Annotated in this window: 17 protein-coding genes and 1 riboswitch; of the genes, 12 read left to right on the top strand and 5 right to left on the bottom strand. The window is 75.7% G+C overall.

Features of this window, described 5'->3' with window-relative positions; all coding sequences use genetic code 11:
* The first annotated feature begins 72 nt into the window (after positions 1-72).
* Positions 73-1,554, top strand: coding sequence for a lactate dehydrogenase (locus B8281_RS03595; RefSeq protein ID WP_085386944.1), 1,482 nt, complete (start codon positions 73-75; stop codon positions 1,552-1,554).
* A 47-nt stretch (positions 1,555-1,601) separates the two neighbouring features.
* On the opposite strand, the gene B8281_RS03590 is transcribed toward B8281_RS03595, so the two are convergent.
* Positions 1,602-1,967, bottom strand: a complete 366-nt coding sequence (locus tag B8281_RS03590) for an SdpI family protein (RefSeq protein WP_198163136.1) — start codon at positions 1,965-1,967, stop codon at positions 1,602-1,604.
* 176 nt (positions 1,968-2,143) lie between these two features.
* A riboswitch (glycine riboswitch) is annotated at positions 2,144-2,251 on the top strand.
* 280 nt (positions 2,252-2,531) lie between these two features.
* On the opposite strand from B8281_RS03590, the gene gcvP reads away from it, so the two are divergent.
* Genes gcvP through gcvH form a run of 3 tightly spaced genes read left to right on the top strand, consistent with a single transcriptional unit; the run spans position 2,532 to position 7,013 of the window.
* Positions 2,532-5,387 carry an aminomethyl-transferring glycine dehydrogenase gene (gene gcvP, locus B8281_RS03585; protein ID WP_369824964.1) on the top strand — a complete coding sequence of 952 codons (2,856 nt, stop codon included), beginning with the start codon at positions 2,532-2,534 and terminating at the stop codon, positions 5,385-5,387.
* Positions 5,384-6,607 (top strand): glycine cleavage system aminomethyltransferase GcvT, encoded by a 1,224-nt coding sequence (gene gcvT / locus B8281_RS03580; RefSeq protein ID WP_085386941.1) that lies wholly within the window; start codon positions 5,384-5,386, stop codon positions 6,605-6,607. Before gcvP ends, gcvT begins: the two co-directional genes overlap by 4 nt.
* Positions 6,608-6,635: 28 nt before the next feature.
* Positions 6,636-7,013: a glycine cleavage system protein GcvH gene (gene gcvH, locus B8281_RS03575; RefSeq protein WP_021483687.1), complete on the top strand. Its 378-nt coding sequence runs from the start codon at positions 6,636-6,638 to the stop codon at positions 7,011-7,013.
* A gap of 51 nt (positions 7,014-7,064) precedes the next feature.
* On the opposite strand, the gene B8281_RS03570 is transcribed toward gcvH, so the two are convergent.
* From B8281_RS03570 to B8281_RS03560, 3 genes are read right to left on the bottom strand one after another with little or no spacing between them, the layout of a single operon-like run.
* Complete coding sequence (locus B8281_RS03570) at positions 7,065-7,634, bottom strand: hypothetical protein (protein WP_051027849.1); 570 nt, start codon at positions 7,632-7,634, stop codon at positions 7,065-7,067.
* Positions 7,631-8,131 (bottom strand): pyruvoyl-dependent arginine decarboxylase, encoded by a 501-nt coding sequence (locus B8281_RS03565; RefSeq protein ID WP_043653117.1) that lies wholly within the window; start codon positions 8,129-8,131, stop codon positions 7,631-7,633. Before B8281_RS03565 ends, B8281_RS03570 begins: the two co-directional genes overlap by 4 nt.
* Positions 8,128-11,046, bottom strand: coding sequence for a response regulator (locus B8281_RS03560; protein WP_157446548.1), 2,919 nt, complete (start codon positions 11,044-11,046; stop codon positions 8,128-8,130). Before B8281_RS03560 ends, B8281_RS03565 begins: the two co-directional genes overlap by 4 nt.
* 70 nt (positions 11,047-11,116) lie before the next feature.
* Here B8281_RS03560 and B8281_RS03555 point away from each other — a divergent pair, with 70 nt between their 5' ends.
* From B8281_RS03555 to B8281_RS03530, 6 genes are all read left to right on the top strand, one after another.
* Positions 11,117-11,512 (top strand): response regulator, encoded by a 396-nt coding sequence (locus tag B8281_RS03555; protein WP_043653120.1) that lies wholly within the window; start codon positions 11,117-11,119, stop codon positions 11,510-11,512.
* On the top strand, positions 11,509-11,862 hold the full coding sequence (locus tag B8281_RS03550) for an Hpt domain-containing protein (RefSeq protein ID WP_167496879.1): 354 nt from the start codon (positions 11,509-11,511) through the stop codon (positions 11,860-11,862). Before B8281_RS03555 ends, B8281_RS03550 begins: the two co-directional genes overlap by 4 nt.
* Before the next feature lie 109 nt (positions 11,863-11,971).
* Positions 11,972-12,265 (top strand): hypothetical protein, encoded by a 294-nt coding sequence (locus B8281_RS03545; protein WP_043653125.1) that lies wholly within the window; start codon positions 11,972-11,974, stop codon positions 12,263-12,265.
* A 170-nt stretch (positions 12,266-12,435) separates the two neighbouring features.
* Complete coding sequence (locus tag B8281_RS03540) at positions 12,436-12,690, top strand: helix-turn-helix transcriptional regulator (protein WP_043653127.1); 255 nt, start codon at positions 12,436-12,438, stop codon at positions 12,688-12,690.
* Positions 12,691-12,769: 79 nt separating this feature from the next.
* On the top strand, positions 12,770-13,198 hold the full coding sequence (locus B8281_RS03535; protein WP_085386939.1) for a (deoxy)nucleoside triphosphate pyrophosphohydrolase: 429 nt from the start codon (positions 12,770-12,772) through the stop codon (positions 13,196-13,198).
* A gap of 71 nt (positions 13,199-13,269) precedes the next feature.
* Positions 13,270-15,096 carry a lipase family protein gene (locus B8281_RS03530; protein WP_085386938.1) on the top strand — a complete coding sequence of 609 codons (1,827 nt, stop codon included), beginning with the start codon at positions 13,270-13,272 and terminating at the stop codon, positions 15,094-15,096.
* Positions 15,097-15,148: 52 nt separating this feature from the next.
* On the opposite strand, the gene B8281_RS03525 is transcribed toward B8281_RS03530, so the two are convergent.
* On the bottom strand, positions 15,149-15,532 hold the full coding sequence (locus tag B8281_RS03525; RefSeq protein WP_085386937.1) for a hypothetical protein: 384 nt from the start codon (positions 15,530-15,532) through the stop codon (positions 15,149-15,151).
* A 114-nt stretch (positions 15,533-15,646) separates the two neighbouring features.
* On the opposite strand from B8281_RS03525, the gene B8281_RS03520 reads away from it, so the two are divergent.
* Positions 15,647-16,069 (top strand): VOC family protein, encoded by a 423-nt coding sequence (locus B8281_RS03520; protein WP_043660025.1) that lies wholly within the window; start codon positions 15,647-15,649, stop codon positions 16,067-16,069.
* 42 nt (positions 16,070-16,111) lie between these two features.
* Entirely contained in the window at positions 16,112-17,401 is a 1,290-nt protein-coding gene (locus tag B8281_RS03515) for an amidohydrolase (protein ID WP_085386936.1), read from the top strand.
* Positions 17,402-17,404: the final 3 nt, after the last annotated feature.

The raw sequence follows: 17,404 nt of genomic DNA, 5'->3' as shown, positions 1-17,404 counted from the left end.
GGGTCCCCGGGCCACCGGGCGATCCCGGGCCCTGAGGGTCCGCGACGTCGCGGGGCGTCGTAGCCTGCCGGGGTGGACGTAGCGGTGGTGGGGGCGACGGGCGACGTCGGCCGACAGGTGTGCACGCAGATCGTCGAGCGGCGGGTGCTCCCGCCGACGGCGCGGCTCCAGCTCGTCGGCCGGGCCGGCGGGGCGTCGGGGCGCGCCGTGCACGGGCTGCGCGCCGACCTCGTCGACGCGTACGACGAGCACGCGCCGCTCCTCGACGTCGCGCACTCGCCCGACGACGTCACCGCCGACGTCATCGTCGTCGCCGCCGGCCTCACTCCCCCGGCCCGGACGGGCGCCGACCCCGACCGGCGCGTGCTCGCCGCGACCAACAGCGCGGTGCTCGCCGAGTACGCGGACGCGATCGCGCGGCACGGCTCGGGCCACGAGGTCGTGATCGTCGTGACGAACCCCGTCGAGCTCGGTGTCGCGGTCATGGCGGAACGGCTCGGGCGGCACCGCGTGCTCGGCATGGGGGCCTGGCTCGACACGCTGCGGTTCCGGCGCGAGCTCGCGGTCGAGCTGGGCGTGCGGCGGCACCGCGTCGGCGGGTTCGTCGGGGGCCAGCACGGCGAGGACGCCGTGCCGCTGTGGTCGACCGTCCGGGTGAGCGGGCTCGACGCCGACGAGCGGGCGCGCGCCGTCGCCGCGCTGCGCCGCGGCCGCACGCTCGACGCGCTGCCCGGCGAGATCGCCGCGGCGAAGGACGAGCTCGCGCGCGTCGCGAGCCAGGACATGGGCGCCGCGTTCGAGCTCATCGACACCTGGCCCGCCGACCTGCGGCTCGTCACGCGGCCCTGGATGACGCACCAGTCCGGCGCCAAGACCCCCGCGGGCACCGCGAGCGCGACCGTCGACCTGCTGGAGGTGATCCTCGACGGCCGCGAGATCGTCGTCGCGGGGCAGGTCGCGCTCGACGGCGAGCTCGACGGACGGCTCGGCCCGACCGACGGCGTGCCGTCGCGCGGCGTCCTCGGCGTCCCGGTCGTGCTCGGCCCCGGCGGCTGGACGCGCGTGCTGCTCGACGAGCTGCCCGACGACGAGGCGCGCCGGCTCGTGCAGGCGGCCGAGGGGATCGATCGCCTGATCTCGGCGAGCGCGGTGTCGGACGCGGGCCGTGCGGCGGGCGCGGCGGGTCCGCAGGGCGGGGCGGGCTCGCCGGGCGTGGCGGCGGGCGTCCCCGGCGCGACCGGTGCGGCGGGCGCGGTGCGTGCGCCGGGCCCGGTCGGTGCGGAGCGCGACTGGGTCGCGACCGTGCACGGCCTCGACCAGCCGGGCACGCTCACCGCGCTCACCGGGGTCTTCTCGACGCGCGGCGTGAGCTTCGACTCGCTCGCGACCGGGCCGGTCGACGGCGACGGCCGGGCGGGGCGGATCGTCGTGTCGTTCCGTGCGACCCCCCGCCGCACGCGCGCCCTGGAGCGCGCGGTCCGGCGACTCGCGACGGTGCGTTCCGTCGTCGTGGAGCCCGCGGGCGACTCCTCCCGGCGCGGCACGCCGGGCTGAGCGACGGCCGGGCTCGCGGCGTCGACCGTGCACGAGCCGCCGCCGGGTCAGCGGCGAGGACCCACCTCGCGGCGCACGGCCCGCGTCCCGACGACGAGCCCTCCCACCGTGAGGGCGAGCGCCAGACCGGTCGCGACCAGCACGACGACGAGGCCCGCGGCGTCGTCGACGAGGAGGAGCACCGGGGCGGCCGCGACGAGCACCCAGCCCGCGGCCTCGCTCAGCGGCCGGGCCGTGCGGTGGGCGGTGCGCCAGGCGTCGTCACTCGCCAGAGTCGTCGCGGTGCGGATGCCCGCGACCTGGTTGCGCCCGATCCGTCCGGAGGCCGTGGCGCGGGCGCACCAGACGAGCAGGAGACCCGCTCCGGCGAGGACGAGCAGGAGCACGAGATCGGCCACGGTGTCGGGGTGCACGTGCCCCACCCTGTCACGGCCGCGCGCGCCCGTGCCGGGCTACCGGTAGGCGTGCGCCTGGAGCGTGGACATCTCCGCATGCGGGTCCGCCGCGAGCGCGACCGTGGCGCCCGCCAGGGACCGCCCGGGTGGCGCGACCCCGGTAGGATCGTGCGCACAACTGCAGTTCTGCCGCCCGAACCTCGACGGGAGAGCTCGGCAGCACGGTCCCCGGACCGGGCGCCGGCGCCGAAGGAGCAAGTCCTCCCCGGGAATCTCTCAGGCCCACGTACCGTCGAGGCGAGGCAACTCTGGAAAGCGGTCGTGCGCTCGTCGGACCCCCGGCGACCTCGGCCCACCGACGGTGCAAGTCGGCGCGCCCCGGCCCTCGTGGCACGGCGGACCGGCAAAACTCTCAGGTCGACGCGTGCGTCCGATGACAGAGCGGGGAGGGACCCGCCGTCGTCCCCTCCCCCGGAGGTCCCCGTGACCCAGCCGTCCCTCGACCGCACCTCGCCGCCCGACGCCGCCTCCGGCGCGTTCGCGCCGCGCCACCTCGGCCCGCGCGGCCGCGAGGTGCAGGTCATGCTCGACCAGCTCGGCTACTCCTCGCTCGACGCGCTGGTCGACGCCGCGGTGCCCGCGACGATCCGCACCGAGCGCCCGCTCGACCTGCCGGCGGCGCGCACCGAGACGGAGGTGCTCGACCACCTGCGCGCGCTCGCCGCGAAGAACGTCGTCAAGACGCAGATGATCGGGCTCGGCTACTACGGCACCGTCACTCCCCCGGTGATCCGTCGCAACGTCCTCGAGTCCCCCGCCTGGTACACGGCGTACACGCCGTACCAGCCCGAGATCTCGCAGGGCCGCCTGGAGGCGCTGCTGAACTTCCAGCAGGTCGTCGAGGACCTCACCGGCCTCGACGTCGCGAACGCGTCGTTGCTCGACGAGGCGACCGCGGTCGCAGAGGCCGTCGCCCTCATGTGGCGGGCGTCGCGTGCGAAGAGCGGCTACGTGGTGCTCGACGCCGACCTCTTCCCGCAGACGCTCGCGGTGACGCTCGGTCGTGCGCAGGCCGTCGGCCTGCCCGTGGTCGTCGCGGACCTGTCGGGCGGCCTGCAGGCGGGGCTCGCCGCCGCCCGCGCGGCGGGCGCGTTCCCCACCGAGGTGGACGACGACGCGCACCTCGTGGGCGTCGTCGTCCAGCAGTCGGGCGCGTCGGGTCGCGTCGTGGACTGGCGGCCCGTGGTCGCGGAGGCCAAGGGCGCGGGTGCGCTCGTCACCGTGGCGAGCGACCTCCTCGCCCTCACGCTGCTGGTCTCCCCCGGCGAGCTCGGCGCCGACGTGGCGGTGGGCTCCGCCCAGCGGTTCGGCGTCCCGCTGTTCTACGGCGGCCCGCACGCCGCGTTCATGGCGGTCCGCAAGGGCCTCGAGCGCTCCCTGCCCGGCCGCCTCGTGGGCGTCTCGATCGACGCCGACGGCGACACCGCCTACCGCCTCGCCCTCCAGACGCGCGAGCAGCACATCCGGCGCGAGAAGGCGACGAGCAACATCTGCACGGCGCAGGCGCTCCTCGCGATCGTCGCCTCGATGTACGCGGTCTACCACGGCCCCGACGGCCTCCGCGCGATCGCCGAGCGCACCCACGCCCACGCCACGACCCTCGCCGAGCACCTGCGCGCGGGCGGCGTCACGGTCGAGCACGACACCTTCTTCGACACCGTCCGCGCCGTGGTCCCGGGCCGCGCCGCCGCCGTCGTCGAGGCCGCCGCGGCGGCCGGCGTCAACCTGTACAACCCCGACGCAGATCATGTACAGATCGCCTGCGACGAGACCACCACGCCGGCGATCCTCGCCACGGTCGTGCGGGCGTTCGGGATCGACCCCGCAACCGGGCAGAGCGAGGACGCCGCTGCTGCCGCATCGCCCGGCCACGACCTCCCGACCTGGGCGACCCGCACGACGCCGTACCTCCAGCACCCCATCTTCCGTCTGCACCGCTCCGAGACGTCGATGCTGCGCTACCTGCGCCGCCTCGCGGACAAGGACCTCGCCCTGGACCGGACGATGATCCCGCTGGGCTCGTGCACGATGAAGCTCAATGCGACGGCGGAGATGGAGGCGATCTCCTGGCCGGGGTTCGCGGACCTGCACCCGTTCGTCCCCGCCGACCAGGCGCGCGGCTACGAGGAGCTCATCGGCGGCCTGGAGTCGGCGCTGGCCGAGATCACGGGCTACGCGGGCGTCTCGGTGCAGCCGAACGCGGGCTCGCAGGGCGAGTTCGCGGGCCTGCTGGCGATCCGGGAGTACCACGTGTCTCGCGGGGACGTGGAGCGCGACGTGTGCCTGATCCCCGCCTCGGCGCACGGCACGAACGCGGCGTCGGCGGCGCTGGCGGGCCTGAAGGTCGAGGTCGTGCGGACCGCCGAGAGCGGCGAGGTGGACCTCGCCGACCTGCGCGCGAAGCTGGCCGACCACGGGCCGCGGGTCGCGGCGATCATGATCACCTACCCGTCGACGCACGGCGTCTTCGAGGAGCACGTCCGCGAGGTCTGCGACCTCGTACACGAGGTGGGTGGTCAGGTGTACATCGACGGGGCGAACCTCAACGCGCTCGTCGGGCTCGCGCGCCCGGGGGAGTTCGGCGGCGACGTCTCGCACCTGAACCTGCACAAGACGTTCTGCATCCCGCACGGCGGGGGAGGGCCCGGGGTCGGCCCGGTCGCGGTCGGCGAGCACCTCGTGCCGTTCCTCCCGGGCGACCCGCTGGCGCCGGGCGCGTCCGCCGCGACGCCCGTCTCGGCGACGCGGTACGGCTCGGCCGGGATCCTGCCGATCTCCTACGCGTACGTCGCGCTCATGGGCCCGGACGGGCTCACGGAGGCGACGAAGACGGCGGTGCTCACCGCGAACTACATCGCGAGCCGTCTCGCCGACCACTACCCGGTGCTGTACACGGGGCCGAACGGCCTCGTCGCGCACGAGTGCATCCTCGACCTGCGCCCCATCACCGCGGAGACGGGGGTGACGGCGGAGGACGTGGCGAAGCGGCTCATGGACTACGGGTTCCACGCCCCGACGCTCTCGTTCCCCGTGGCGGGCACGCTCATGGTGGAGCCGACGGAGAGCGAGGACCTCGCGGAGCTCGACCGGTTCGTCGACGCGCTCGTCGCCATCCGCGGCGAGATCGACGCGGTCGCGTCGGGCCGCTGGGCGGTCGAGGAGTCGCCGCTGCGCGGCGCGCCGCACACCGCGGCGGCGCTCGTGGCGGAGGACTGGGACAAGCCCTACTCGCGCGAGCTCGCGGCCTACCCGGTCGCGAGCCTGCGCGCCGGGAAGTACTGGCCGCCGGTGCGCCGCATCGACGGTGCGCGGGGCGACCGCAACCTCGTGTGCTCGTGCCCGCCCCTGGAGTCCTACGTGACGGGAGACCTCGCATGACCGAGCAGCAGACCGGGACGACCGAGAGCGCGGAGCGCCGCAGCCCGCTGCACGACGAGCACGTCGCGCTCGGCGCGAACCTCACGAGCTTCGGCGGGTGGCTCATGCCGCTGCGGTACACGTCCGACCTCGCGGAGCACCGCGCCGTCCGCGAGGCGGCCGGCCTGTTCGACCTCTCCCACATGGGCGAGATCGAGGTCGCGGGACCGCAGGCCGCGGCCGCGCTGGACCACGCGCTCGTCGGGAACCTCTCCGCGGTCGCGCCGGGCCGGGCGCGCTACACGATGATCTGCCAGGAGGACGGCGCGGTCCTCGACGACCTGGTGGTGTACCGCCTCGCGGACGAGCGATTCCTCGTGGTCGCGAACGCGGGGAACGCGGACCTCGTCGCGCGCGAGCTCGTGGAGCGCGCCGCGGGCTTCGACGCGACGGTCACCGACCAGGGCGCGGGCACGGCGCTCGTCGCGGTCCAGGGCCCGCGTGCGGAGGAGATCGTCGCGGGCCTCACGGACCCGGCCGACCCGGTCGCCGCCGAGACCGTGCGGGACCTCCGGTACTACGCGGCCGCGCCGCTCGTGCTGCGGACCGACGACGGCCCGGTCGACGCGCTCGTGGCCCGCACCGGGTACACGGGGGAGGACGGGTTCGAGCTCTTCGTGCCCGCGGACCGCGCCGCCGTCCTGTGGCGCACGGTGCTCACCGCGGGCGCGCCGCTCGGCCTCGTCCCGGCGGGCCTGTCCGCGCGCGACTCGCTGCGCCTGGAAGCGGGGATGCCGCTGTACGGGCACGAGCTCGACACCACGACCACGCCGTACGAGGCGGGGCTCGGGCGCGTCGTGAAGCTCGACAAGGTCGACGCCGACGGCGCGCCGCTCGAGTTCGTCGGCCGCGCCGCGCTCGCCGCGCGCCGGGAGTCGCCGCCCGCGCGCGTGCTCGTCGGGCTCCGGGGCCTGGGGCGGCGGCCCGCGCGGGCGGGCTACGCCGTCGTGCTGCCGGGCGACGGCGTCGACGCCGGGGGAGCGGTGGGGGAGTCCGCGCGTCGCGTGGGCACGGTGACGTCCGGCGCGCCGTCACCGACGCTCGGCCACCCGATCGCCCTCGCGTACGTCACGCCCGAGCTGTCGGCGGAGGGCACCGAGCTTGCCGTCGACGTGCGCGGCCGGGCCGAGCCCGTGGTCGTCGTGCCGCTCCCGTTCTACCGTCGTCCCCAGCAGTCCTGACCGCCCCGTCGTCCCGAAGGAGAACCCCATGACCGAGGCCCAGTTCCCGGCGCACCTGCAGTACACGGCCGAGCACGAGTGGATCGACGGCTCGACGCCCGCCGTCGTCGGGATCACCGCGACGGCCGCCGAGGCCCTCGGCGACATCGTCTACCTGGAGCTGCCCGAGGTGGGCGCCGAGGTGACCGCCGGGAGCGTCATCGGCGAGGTCGAGTCGACCAAGTCCGTGTCGGAGCTCTTCTCGCCCGTGACGGGCACGATCGTCGAGGTGAACCAGGCGGCGGTCGACGACCCGGCCGTCGTGAACTCGGACCCGTACACCGACGGCTGGCTGTTCAAGGTCGACGTCGTCGACACGGGCGACCTGCTCACCGCCGACCAGTACGCGGCGCACGTCGGCAGCTGACGGCCGTGCCGGGGCGGTGCGGACCGCCCCGGCACAGGGTCGGCGCGACGGTCAGCGGAACGTCGTCGCGTAGTACGTCTGCTGGTCGACGGTCTCGACCTCGACGTCCTGCGTCCGCTCGAGGTGGCGGCGCAGGTTGTCCGCGAACCGCAACGAGTCGTCGTTGAACCGCGACACGTCGTAGGCGCACACCACGCGGTTCTCCGCGAGGTGCGCGACGAGCGCGTCGATCATGTCCATGAACGTCCGGCTCGCCCGACGGCCCGGGTGGGCGAGCGTGAAGCCGATGTACCAGACGGCGCCGCGCGCAGCGTGCTCGGGGTAGCGCGCCGCGAAGAACTCCGGGCTCACCCACGGGACCGCCGCGAGGTCTGTCGCGAGCGTCGTCAGCCCGACGGCCGCGCCGTCGTCGTCGTGCGCGAGGAGCTTGAGGACCCGCGGGTCGCTCATCTCCTCGTCGAACTCCTCCCGGTGCAGCACGTGCCGGGCCGCCGCGCGCGTGCGCAGCGGCTCGAACGCCTCGAGGTAGAGCTCCCAGAACCGGTCGGCGAGCTCGCCGCCCACGGTCTGCTCGAACGTCACCGCGGCGCGCCCCGCGCCGGCGCGCGTCGGCGCCGTCACCGGGTCTCCCCGTCCCAGCCCTCGCGGCGGTACGCGGCGACGACGACGGAGCACACGGGCAGCGACTCGCAGCGCACCCCGGCGACCCGGCGACCGGCCGGGTGGAACCGGTTGCCGCGGGTCGCGGCCAGGTCCTCGAGGCTGAGCGTGAGGTCCAGCTCGAGCTGCTCGTGCGACGGCGCCTCGTGCTCCACGAAGAGACCGGCACCGCTGTCGTCGTCGCGCAGCGACCACGCCACGCCGGCCCACGCCTCGTGGCCGGGCATCACGGCGTGCGCCTCGGCGTACACGCAGTAGAGGAGGTCGCCGTGCCCGCCGTACCCCTCCTCGAGACGGTCCACCTCGACCACGCGGGACCCGGGCGGCACGACGGAGCTCAGCCGGACGAGGTTGAAGTCGCCGACGCCGGCGTCCGTGAGCGCCGCGTCGAACGCGGAGAGCTCGGTCCTCCCCGTGCCCGTCCCGTGGCTCACGTAGATGATGGGTCCCGCGGTCATGTGATCTCCGTCCCTGAGGCTCTTGCCCCGTCGTCGTGCGCCGTGCCCCAGCGGCCCGCGGCCGTGTCCAGGAGGTCGAGCACGGGTTCCAGCAGCTTCTCGGGGGCGGTGCTCCCCTTGCGCAGGTAGACGGTATCTCCCAGCCGGAGGTCCGCACGCTCGTGCGCGTCCAGGCGGGCCCCGCTGTAGATGACGAGCGGGACCCGGCTCAGGCGGCCGTCCTGGCGGAGCGCGTCGACGACCTCGCGGCCTGCGCCGTCGGGCAGCGTGAGGTCGAGCACGACGAGCGCCGGGTCGTCGCCGCCCGCGAGCACCTCCAGCGCCTCGTGGACGCTGCGCGCCAGCGTGACGACGAGGCCCGCGCCCTGCAGGACGGCCCGGACCACCTCGCCGACCTCCGGGTCGTCCTCGACGACGAGCACGTGCTCGTGGTGCGGGCGCAGGCTCACGGCCTCCTTGACGGTGCGCTCGAGCTCCGCGGGCGCGACCGGCTTGACGAGCCAGCGGTCGGCGAGCGACGCCGTCGCCTGGGCCTTCGAGGGCTGCGAGCCCGAGACGATGACGACGGGCACGTTCGCCGTCGCGGCGCTCCGGCGCACCCGGTCGAGCACGTCCTGCCCGTCGCGCCCCGGCATCGCGAGGTCGAGCACGACGGCGGCGGGCCGGGCGGCCTCGATGGCCGCGAAGGCGAGCGTGCCGTCGGTCACCCCGACGACGTCGTACCCCCGCGACTCCAGGACCGCGCGCAGCACGTCGACGACGTACGCGTCGTCGTCGACCACCACGACCCGGGGGCGCTGGTCGCCGGGCGCGGTCGCGGGCACGTCGTCGGCCGGGTCGAGGACCGGCTCCGGCCGGGGGAGGGTCGCGCGGAAGGTCGCGCCCATGCCCTCGCCGCGGCTCTCGGCCCAGATGCGGCCCCCGTGGCGCTCCACGATGCTCTGCGAGATCGCCAGGCCGAGCCCGCTGCCGCCCCGCTCGCGCGAGTCCGACGCGTCGACCTGCTCGAAGCGCCGGAACACCGCCTCGAGCTTGTCCGGCGGGATGCCGCGCCCCTCGTCCTCGACGCGGAGCTCGACCATCTCCCCGGCGGAGCGCGCGGACACGCGGACCGTCCCGCCCGGCGGGGAGAACTTCACGGCGTTGCTCAGCAGGTTGGTCAGCATCTGCACGACGCGGTCACCGTCGACGGCGACGACCTCGTCGGTGTCCTCCTGCACGATCTCGACGCCGGCGTCGCGCGCGAGCAGCCCGACCGGCTCCGCGGCCGTCGAGACGAGGTCGGCGACGCGGTGGTCGGCCCGCTCGAGCGGCGTCGTGCCCGAGTCCATGCGTTCGATGTCGAGGATGTCGTCCACGATCCGGTTGAGGCGGTCGCTGCTGGACCGCGCGACGTGCACCATGCGCGCCGAGCGCTCGGGGAGCGTGCCCAGGGCCCCGCTGTCGAGCAGGCCGAGCGCGCCGCGGATCGCGGTGAGCGGCGTGCGCAGCTCGTGGCTCACGACGGACACGAACTCGTCCTTGAGCCGCTCGACCTCCCGCCGGTCCGTGATGTCGCGGAACACGACGACCGCGCCCAGCGTGCGGCCGTCGTCCTTGAGCGGGCTCGCCGTGACCTCGACGGCCACCTCGGAGCCGTCCTCGCGGAGGTAGACGTCCTGCTCGGCGACCGCGGTGATGCCGTCGCGCACGGCCTCCCGGATGTAGCAGGAGTCAGCGGGATAGGGGTTGCCGTCCGCGTCGGGGGCGTGGAAGAGCGCGTGCGCGTCCCGGCCGATGAGCGAGTCGGGGCTCGCGCCGAGCGTGCGGGACGCCGCCGCGTTGACGAAGGTGACGCGGCCGTCGGGGTCGACGCCGTAGATGCCGTCCGCCACGGACTCGAGCGTCCGCGCGCGCTCGCCGGCGAGCGCGCGGAGCTGGGACGTGCGCTCCTCGACGCGTCGCTCCAGGCCGTGCAGCAGCGACTCGTTGTCGGCGACGACGAGGATCTGCCGTGCGACGACGGCGAGCAGCACGACGACCCACAGCGCGTTCGGGGCCCACGTGAAGCCCGTCGAGGACTGCACGACCCGGATCAGGGCGGCCGCGAGGAACAGGCAGAACGTCACGGTCGTGCCCAGGATCGCGGACCCCTGCGCCCGCTCGTCGGCCACCGGGCTGCCGCTCGCCGCCCGGTGCCGCGCGGCGAGCGCGATCATGAGGTACCCGCCGACCCACCCGACGTCGATCGGGCTGCCGAACGTGAACGTGCCGTCGGCCGAGAGCAGGGCGAACGCGACGTCGGCGACGGCGTAGAGCACGAACCCGCTGCCCACGAGCACGAGGGGCACCCGCTCGGAGGCGGTCGAGCGGGTCATCACGAGGACGGCGAAGGTCGCGAGCAGCGCGTCCACCACCGGGAGCGTGTACGCCGTGACGGCCGTGGTGCCGGTCGGCGGGGCCTCGGCCGAGCGGAGCGTCACCGCGTAGAGCGCGATGTACAGCACCGAGCCGCCGACGACGACGCTGTCGAGCAGCATCCGCCCGATCTCCTTGCCGCGCGGGCGCACGGTGGGGAAGAACGCGAGCCCGACGATGCCGAGGACCAGCGCGGCGATGTAGGCGTAGTCGCCCGTCGACGGGTTGTCGACCAGGCCCGCGTAGACGTTGCCGACGAGACCGACCACGCCGCCGAGCGCGAGCAGGCTCCACGCCCGACGCCGTCGGCCCGTCGAGCGTGCCGCGCGCCACCCGCAGCTCGCCGCAGCGATCGCCCCGGCGCTCACGATCGAGGCCTGCGAGACCGTGCGTCGCGTCTCGGCGTCGAGGGGGCTCGCGAGGACCGCGGCGAGGAGCACGAGGAGGACGCCGACCACCCAGCACCAGAGGACGAAGGGGTCGTGCGTCCGCTCCGCCGGTCCCCGCTGCCCCACCATGCGTCGAGCGTAGGGGACCGCCCGTGGGCGCGCGCTGCCGGGCACGGGCTTCTCGGCTAGCGTCGGGACGATGGACGCGGAAGGGCAGACCAGGCGGCGCGTGGTCGTCATCGACGACGACCCGTCGATCCGCGAGGTCGTCGAGCTCGCGCTCGACGTGGTGGGCGGCTACGAAGTGCACGTCGCCGCCGACGGGGACGAGGGCGCGGCGCTCGCCGAGCGCGTGCGGCCCGACGCGATCGTGCTCGACGTGATGATGCCCGTCGTGGACGGGCCCACCGTGCTCGCGCGCCTGCGGACGCGCCCCGCGCTGCGTGACGTGCCGGTCGTCTTCCTCACCGCCAAGGTCGGCGCGGGGGAGATCTCGCGCCTCGACGGCCTGGGCGCGGCCGGCGTCATCACGAAGCCGTTCGACGCTCTCGACCTCGCGGCCCGGCTGGGCGCGCTCCTCGGGTGGGAGCCGTGACGGCCGGGCCCGACGGCCGTGCGGAGGACCGGCTCGACGCCGCGCTCGTCGTGCTGCGGCAGCGGGCGCGCGCCCGGAACGCGGCCCGCGTCGAGGAGGCCGCCCGCCTCCTGGGGCCCGGGGCGGACGGCGCGGAGGAGCCCTCGGCCGAGGCCGTCCTGGAGGCTGCGGCGCTGTGCCACGCCGTCGCCGGGTCCGCCGGGACGTTCGGCGACGACGACACGACCGCGGCCGCGCGCGCGCTGGAGGCGGCGCTCCGCGGGGGCGACCTCGCCGCGGTGCCGGCACGTCTCCAGCGCCTGCGCGCCCTGACCGACGGCGCCCGGGAGGCCACGAACCCCGAGTCTTGAGCAAATCTTGAGGTTCTCCTGCGGCGGACGTGGGATTCCCCCGAGGACCGCGCACCAGGGTGGTGGGTGCCGAGGGGACGGTCCCCCGGACTGGCAGGGGGGTACTCCCATGATCGACACCGTGACGTCGCCCGACAGCCCGACCCGACGCGAGACCCGTGCGAGCCACGGGCCCCGCGTCCCGACGCCGACCTACCTCACGTCGGGACCGCAGGCGAGCATCGACGCCGCCATGGCAGCGCTGAGCGACACCGTCGAGCGCACGCTGCAGGAGGACCTCGCCCAGGGAATGCTCCCGACGGTCGAGCAGATGAGCGTGAGCGTCGTGACCCGTTCGACGGGTTCCGTCGAGGACTACACCGCGGTGGCGCTGCTGCTGCTCTCGTACCAGCACCTCGTCTGACCTGCACCGACGCCGCTCCGGCGGCTGGTTCGTCCGGGTCTGGACGAACGTCCTGAAACTCGTCGCGAGAAGTCGCGTCATGAAACGACTCCCGTCCCATCCCTTCAAGTAGCACCAACCGGAACTCGCCACGTGGGGATGACGTGACCGGAGAGCATCTGGAGGAGAACATGAGCACCATCGAGCTGGTCCGCCCCGTGGCGGCCCCGTCGGAGCGGATCGCCACGCCGATCGCTCCGCTGACCCGCCGGGAGCGGGTCGTCCTGTCGAACCTGTCTGAGGACGTCACGCTCGAGCAGATCGCCACCAAGCTCTTCGTCACGCGCAACACGGTCAAGTCGCAGGTCCGCAGCCTCTACCGCAAGCTCGGCGTCTCGACCCGTGCCGAGGCCGTGGCCTGGGCCCGGGCGGCCGGCCTGCGCTGACGAACGGGCCCGCGGCCCTCGCAGGCCGCGGTCGCGGTCGCGTCACCCGCACGTCACGACGCCGTGCGACACTCCGCGTATGACTCTGCGCAGACTGGTGGTGGCCGCGGCGATCGTCGACGATCTCGTCGCCCCGCGGCTCCTGCTCAGCGCGCGCCGGTCCCGTCCGTCGCACCTCGCGGGCCGCTGGGAGTTCCCCGGGGGCAAGGTCGACCCCGGCGAGACCCCGACGGAGGCGCTGCACCGCGAGCTCCGCGAGGAGCTCGGCGTGGCCGTGGAGCTCGGTGACGAGATCGTGGGCCCCGACCACGGGGCCTGGATCATCACCGACCGCCACGTGATGCGCCTGTGGTTCGCGCGGGTCACCGCGGGAGAGCCCCAGCCGCTCGTCGAGCACGACGAGCTGACCTGGCTCGACGCCGGGCGCTGGCTCGACGTGCCGTGGCTCGACGCCGACGTGCGCATCGTCGAGGAGCTCGCGCGCCAGGTGGCGCCCGAGGCGGTCTGACCGCCGACCCCTCCCGGCCTGCGCCACGCGCTCCGCGCGCGCCCTGCGGGACGCGTGGCTACGGTCGCGACGTGAGCCGAACCACCGCCCGGGCGCGCCGCGCGCTGCGCGACCTCGGGGACCGCCTGCCGCCCTGGGCCGCCGTCGTGCTCGGCGCCGCCGCGACCGCGCTCGGCGCCGCCGTCGTGCTGCGGCCGTTCGCCTCGCTCGCGGTCCTCGTCGTCGCGGTCGTCGCGGCGTTCGCCGTCCTCGGCGTCGCCGAGCTCGTCGGCGACGGCGGCGCGCCCCCGGACGCGCGCGGCCCCCGCGCCCTGCGCGTCGTGCGCGGGCTGCTGTTCCTCGCCCTCGCGGTCGCCGTGCTCGTGTGGCCCGCGCCGACGATCGGGGTCGTCGCGCTGCTCGTGGGCGTCGGCCTGGTCGTCGCCGGGGTCCTCGACGTGGTCGACGGCGTCCGGTCGTCCGGCACGGACCGCTGGGCCCGCGTGGCGGTGGGCGCGGCGTCCGTGCTGCTCGGCGGGCTCGCGCTCGTCTGGCCGGACGTGACCGTGCTCGTCGTCGCCGTGGTGCTGGGGGTGCGCCTCGTGCTGCTCGGCGTGCGGCTGCTCGTCGCCGGGCTGCGCCGTGCGCGCGCCGCGCGCCGTCCGCCCGACCCCGTCGCCGCGCCGTCGCGCCGGTCCCGGTCGGCGCGCCGCGGCCCGGCCGCGCTCGTCGGGGCCGTGCTCGCGTTCGTCGCGGCCGCGGGGCTCACGGGCGTGAGCGTCGCCGTGCAGCGCGCCGCGCCGCACGCCGACGCGTTCTACGACGCGCCCGACGCGCTCCCGGACGAGCCCGGCCGCCTGCTGCGGGCCGAGCCGTTCACGCGGCAGATCCCGGACGGGGCGTCGGCCTGGCGCATCCTCTACACGACGACGCTCGACGAGGGGGAGCCCACCGTCGCGAGCGGCCTCGTCGTCGTGCCCGACGGCGTCGGGACGGACGGCGGAGCGCCGCCGCCCGTCGTCGCGTGGGCGCACGGCACCACCGGCTTCGGGCGCGGGTGCGCGCCGTCGGTGCTCGACGAGCCGTTCGAGTCCGGCGCGTTCTTCCTGCTCGACGACGTGCTCGCGCGCGGCTGGGCCCTCGTCGCCACCGACTACGCCGGGCTCGGCACGCCGGGACCGCACCCGTACCTCGTCGGCCAGGGCGAGGCCCGCTCCGTGCTCGACGCGGTGCGCGCGGCCCGCGCCCTCGACGACGCCACGCTCGGTGAGCAGACCGTCGTGTGGGGCCACTCGCAGGGCGGGCACGCCGCCCTGTGGACGGGCGCCGTCGCGCCCGCGTACGCCCCCGACGTGCCGCTCGCGGGCGTCGCCGCGCTCGCTCCCGCGAGCGACCTCACGGACATGGTGTCCCACCTGGAGAACGTGGCCGGGGGGAGCGTGTTCGCGTCGTACGTCGTGGCGGCGTACGACGCGGCCTACCCGGACGCGGACGCGATCGAGGCCGTGCGCCCGGGGGCGCGCCTCGTCGTGCACGAGATGGCGTCCCGCTGCCTGTCCGAGCCGGGCGCGCTGGTCTCCGTCGCCGAGGCGCTGTCCATGGACCAGCCGCTGTGGACGACCGACCCCACGGACGGCGCCCTGGGGGAGCGGCTCGCCGAGAACGTGCCGACCGGGGCGGTCGAGGCGCCGCTGCTCGTCGCGCAGGGGGCGTCGGACCCGCTGGTCCTCCCGAGCACGCAGGACGCGTACGTGGGGGAGCGGTGCGCGGCCGGGCAGCCGGTCGACTACCGCACGTACGAGGGGCGGGACCACGTCGGCCTCGTCCAGGCGGACTCGCCGCTCGCCTCCGACCTCGTGCGCTGGACCGAGGCGCGCCTCGCGGGCGAGCCGCCGACGCCCACCTGCGCCACCGGCTGACGCGTCGGCGTCGCCGCGTGCCGTGGCGCGGGCGGACGGCGGCCGACGGCTGTCAGGGGCGCTCGTCGTCCGCCGTGTCCGCCACGTCCGCCGTGCCCTCCGCGTCCGCCGCGCCGGCGCGCGCCCGGAGCAGGCTCGCCACGTCGGCGAGCGTGCTGCCCACGGCCCGCGGGGCCCGGTCGGGCCGCAGGTAGCGCTCGTCGTCGTCCGGTGTGCCCACGGCCGGGCGAGGCGGCGCCGTCGGCCCGTCCCCTGGCGAGGCGCCAGGCACGGCACCCGGCTCCGGCAGCCCCTGCACCACGCGGCCCCCGTCGGCCCGCCAGGCGAGCGTCGCGTCGACGAGGCGCCGGTACACCCCCGCGTCGAGCGGGTCGCGCAGCCACGCGTCCGCCGCCTCCGCGACGTGCCGCGCGAGGCGCCCGTCCTGGTCCGTCACGTCGTCTCCCGGTGGGTGGTGTGCCGTCGTCCGGTCCCATCCTCGCGTGCCGCGACCGCACCTGCTTGCGAGCGCGCGGGCGCGGCGCGACGGTGGCGAGCGGAGGTGGTCACCGTGGCCGACGTGTTCCCCCGGATCGCCCAGGTCGTGCTCGACACGACCGACGCCCGCGCGCTCGCGGAGTTCTACCGCGGCCTGTTCGGGCTCGAGTACCGCGCGGGCGACGAGCCGCCCGCCGCGGGCGAGCCCGACCCCGACGGCGCGGACTGGCTCGTGCTGCGCGCCGCACCGGGCGGGGTCCAGCTCGCGTTCCAGCAGGTCGGGGCGCTCCCGCCCTCGACGTGGCCCGACGACGGCGTGCCTCAGCAGCTGCACCTCGACTGCACCGTGCCCGACGTCGCGGAGCTCGACCGGCAGCACGACCGCGCCCTCGCGCTCGGGGCACGGCTGCTGCTCGACCGGTCCGACGACCCGGACGAGCCGCTGCGCGTCTACGCCGACCCGTCCGGTCACCCGTTCTGCCTCTTCGTGGGCTGACGCGCGGTCGCCGCCCGTCGCCGGGCGCGGGATCATGCGTGCATGACCGCGACCCCGCTGACCACCGCCGAGCTCACCGACGTCTACACCGACCTCCACCGGCACCCCGAGCTCGCGTTCGCCGAGCACCGGACCGCCGGGATCGTCGCCGAGCGGCTGCGCGGCTGGGGGTACGACGTGCACGAGGGGATCGGCGGGACCGGCGTCGCGGGCGTCCTCGCGAACGGTGACGGACCGCGCGTCCTGCTGCGTGCCGACATGGACGGGCTCCCCGTCACCGAGCTCACCGGCCTGCCCTACGCCTCGACGGACACCGCGACCACGCCCGACGGCCACGAGTCCGGCACCATGCACGCGTGCGGCCACGACGTGCACGTGACGTGCCTGCTCGGCGCCGCGGCCGAGCTCGCCGCGCACCGCGACACGTGGTCGGGCACGCTCGTCGTCGTCTTCCAGCCCGCCGAGGAGGTCGGCGGGGGAGCGCGGGCGATGGTCGCGGACGGGCTGTTCGACCGGACCGGCGGGCGGCCCGACGTCGTCCTGGGGCAGCACGTCATGCCCCTGCCCGTGGGCGTCGTCAACCTCACCGCCGGGCCGGCGATGGCCGCGACCGACTCGTTCCGCGTCACCCTGCACGGCAAGGGTGGTCACGGCTCGAGCCCCGAGTCGACGGTCGACCCCGTCGTCATGGCGGCCGCGACGGTCATGCGGCTCCAGGGCGTGGTGTCGCGGGAGGTGGGGGCGCGGGAGTCCGCGGTCGTGACCGTCGGGGCCCTGCGCGCCGGGACGCAGGCCAACATCATCCCGGGGTCGGCGGAGCTGCTCGTCAACGTCCGGTCCTTCACGCCGCAGGTGCGCCGTCGCGTGCTCGACGCGATCCACCGCATCGTCGACGCCGAGGCCGCGGCGTCCGGGGCGCCGCAGGCGCCGGAGTACGAGGAGGTCTCGACGTTCGACCTCATGGTCAACGACCCCGCCGCCGCCGAGCGCACCCGGGCCGTCCTCGCTCGCACGCTCGACGAGCAGCACGACCGCATCGAGGCCGCGGGCGGGCGGGCCGCGGTCGTGTCGCTGCCGCCGCTGCCCGGCTCCGAGGACGTCGGCGACCTCGCCACGGCCGCCGGCGTGCCGCTCGTCTACTGGAACCTCGGCGGGTTCGACCCCGCGCTGTTCGCCGCGTTCGACCTGTCCACCGCGACGGGCATGGGCAACCTGCCCGACGGCGTCGCCCCGAACCACTCCCCGTACTTCGCGCCCGTCCCCGAGCCGACGCTCGGCCTGGGCGTCGCGCTCCTCGTCGCCGCGGCACGCGACTGGCTGCGGACCGCGTAGGAC

The sequence above is a fragment of the Cellulosimicrobium sp. TH-20 genome (assembly GCF_002105775.1).
Classification (GTDB): domain Bacteria; phylum Actinomycetota; class Actinomycetes; order Actinomycetales; family Cellulomonadaceae; genus Cellulosimicrobium; species Cellulosimicrobium funkei.
This window is presented reverse-complemented; position numbering and strand designations above follow the sequence as displayed.

Bases quoted from the DNA above. Each gene is read 5' to 3' on its own strand.
- B8281_RS03515 (WP_085386936.1), top strand. From the start codon at position 16,112: ATGACCGCGACCCCGCTGACCACCGCCGAGCTCACCGACGTCTACACC.
- gcvP (WP_369824964.1), top strand. From the start codon at position 2,532: ATGCTCGACCAGCTCGGCTACTCCTCGCTCGACGCGCTGGTCGACGCC.
- B8281_RS03540 (WP_043653127.1), top strand. From the start codon at position 12,436: ATGAGCACCATCGAGCTGGTCCGCCCCGTGGCGGCCCCGTCGGAGCGG.
- B8281_RS03535 (WP_085386939.1), top strand. From the start codon at position 12,770: ATGACTCTGCGCAGACTGGTGGTGGCCGCGGCGATCGTCGACGATCTC.
- gcvT (WP_085386941.1), top strand. From the start codon at position 5,384: ATGACCGAGCAGCAGACCGGGACGACCGAGAGCGCGGAGCGCCGCAGC.
- B8281_RS03565 (WP_043653117.1), bottom strand. From the start codon at position 8,131: ATGACCGCGGGACCCATCATCTACGTGAGCCACGGGACGGGCACGGGG.
- B8281_RS03560 (WP_157446548.1), bottom strand. From the start codon at position 11,046: ATGGTGGGGCAGCGGGGACCGGCGGAGCGGACGCACGACCCCTTCGTC.
- B8281_RS03545 (WP_043653125.1), top strand. From the start codon at position 11,972: ATGATCGACACCGTGACGTCGCCCGACAGCCCGACCCGACGCGAGACC.
- B8281_RS03555 (WP_043653120.1), top strand. From the start codon at position 11,117: ATGGACGCGGAAGGGCAGACCAGGCGGCGCGTGGTCGTCATCGACGAC.
- gcvH (WP_021483687.1), top strand. From the start codon at position 6,636: ATGACCGAGGCCCAGTTCCCGGCGCACCTGCAGTACACGGCCGAGCAC.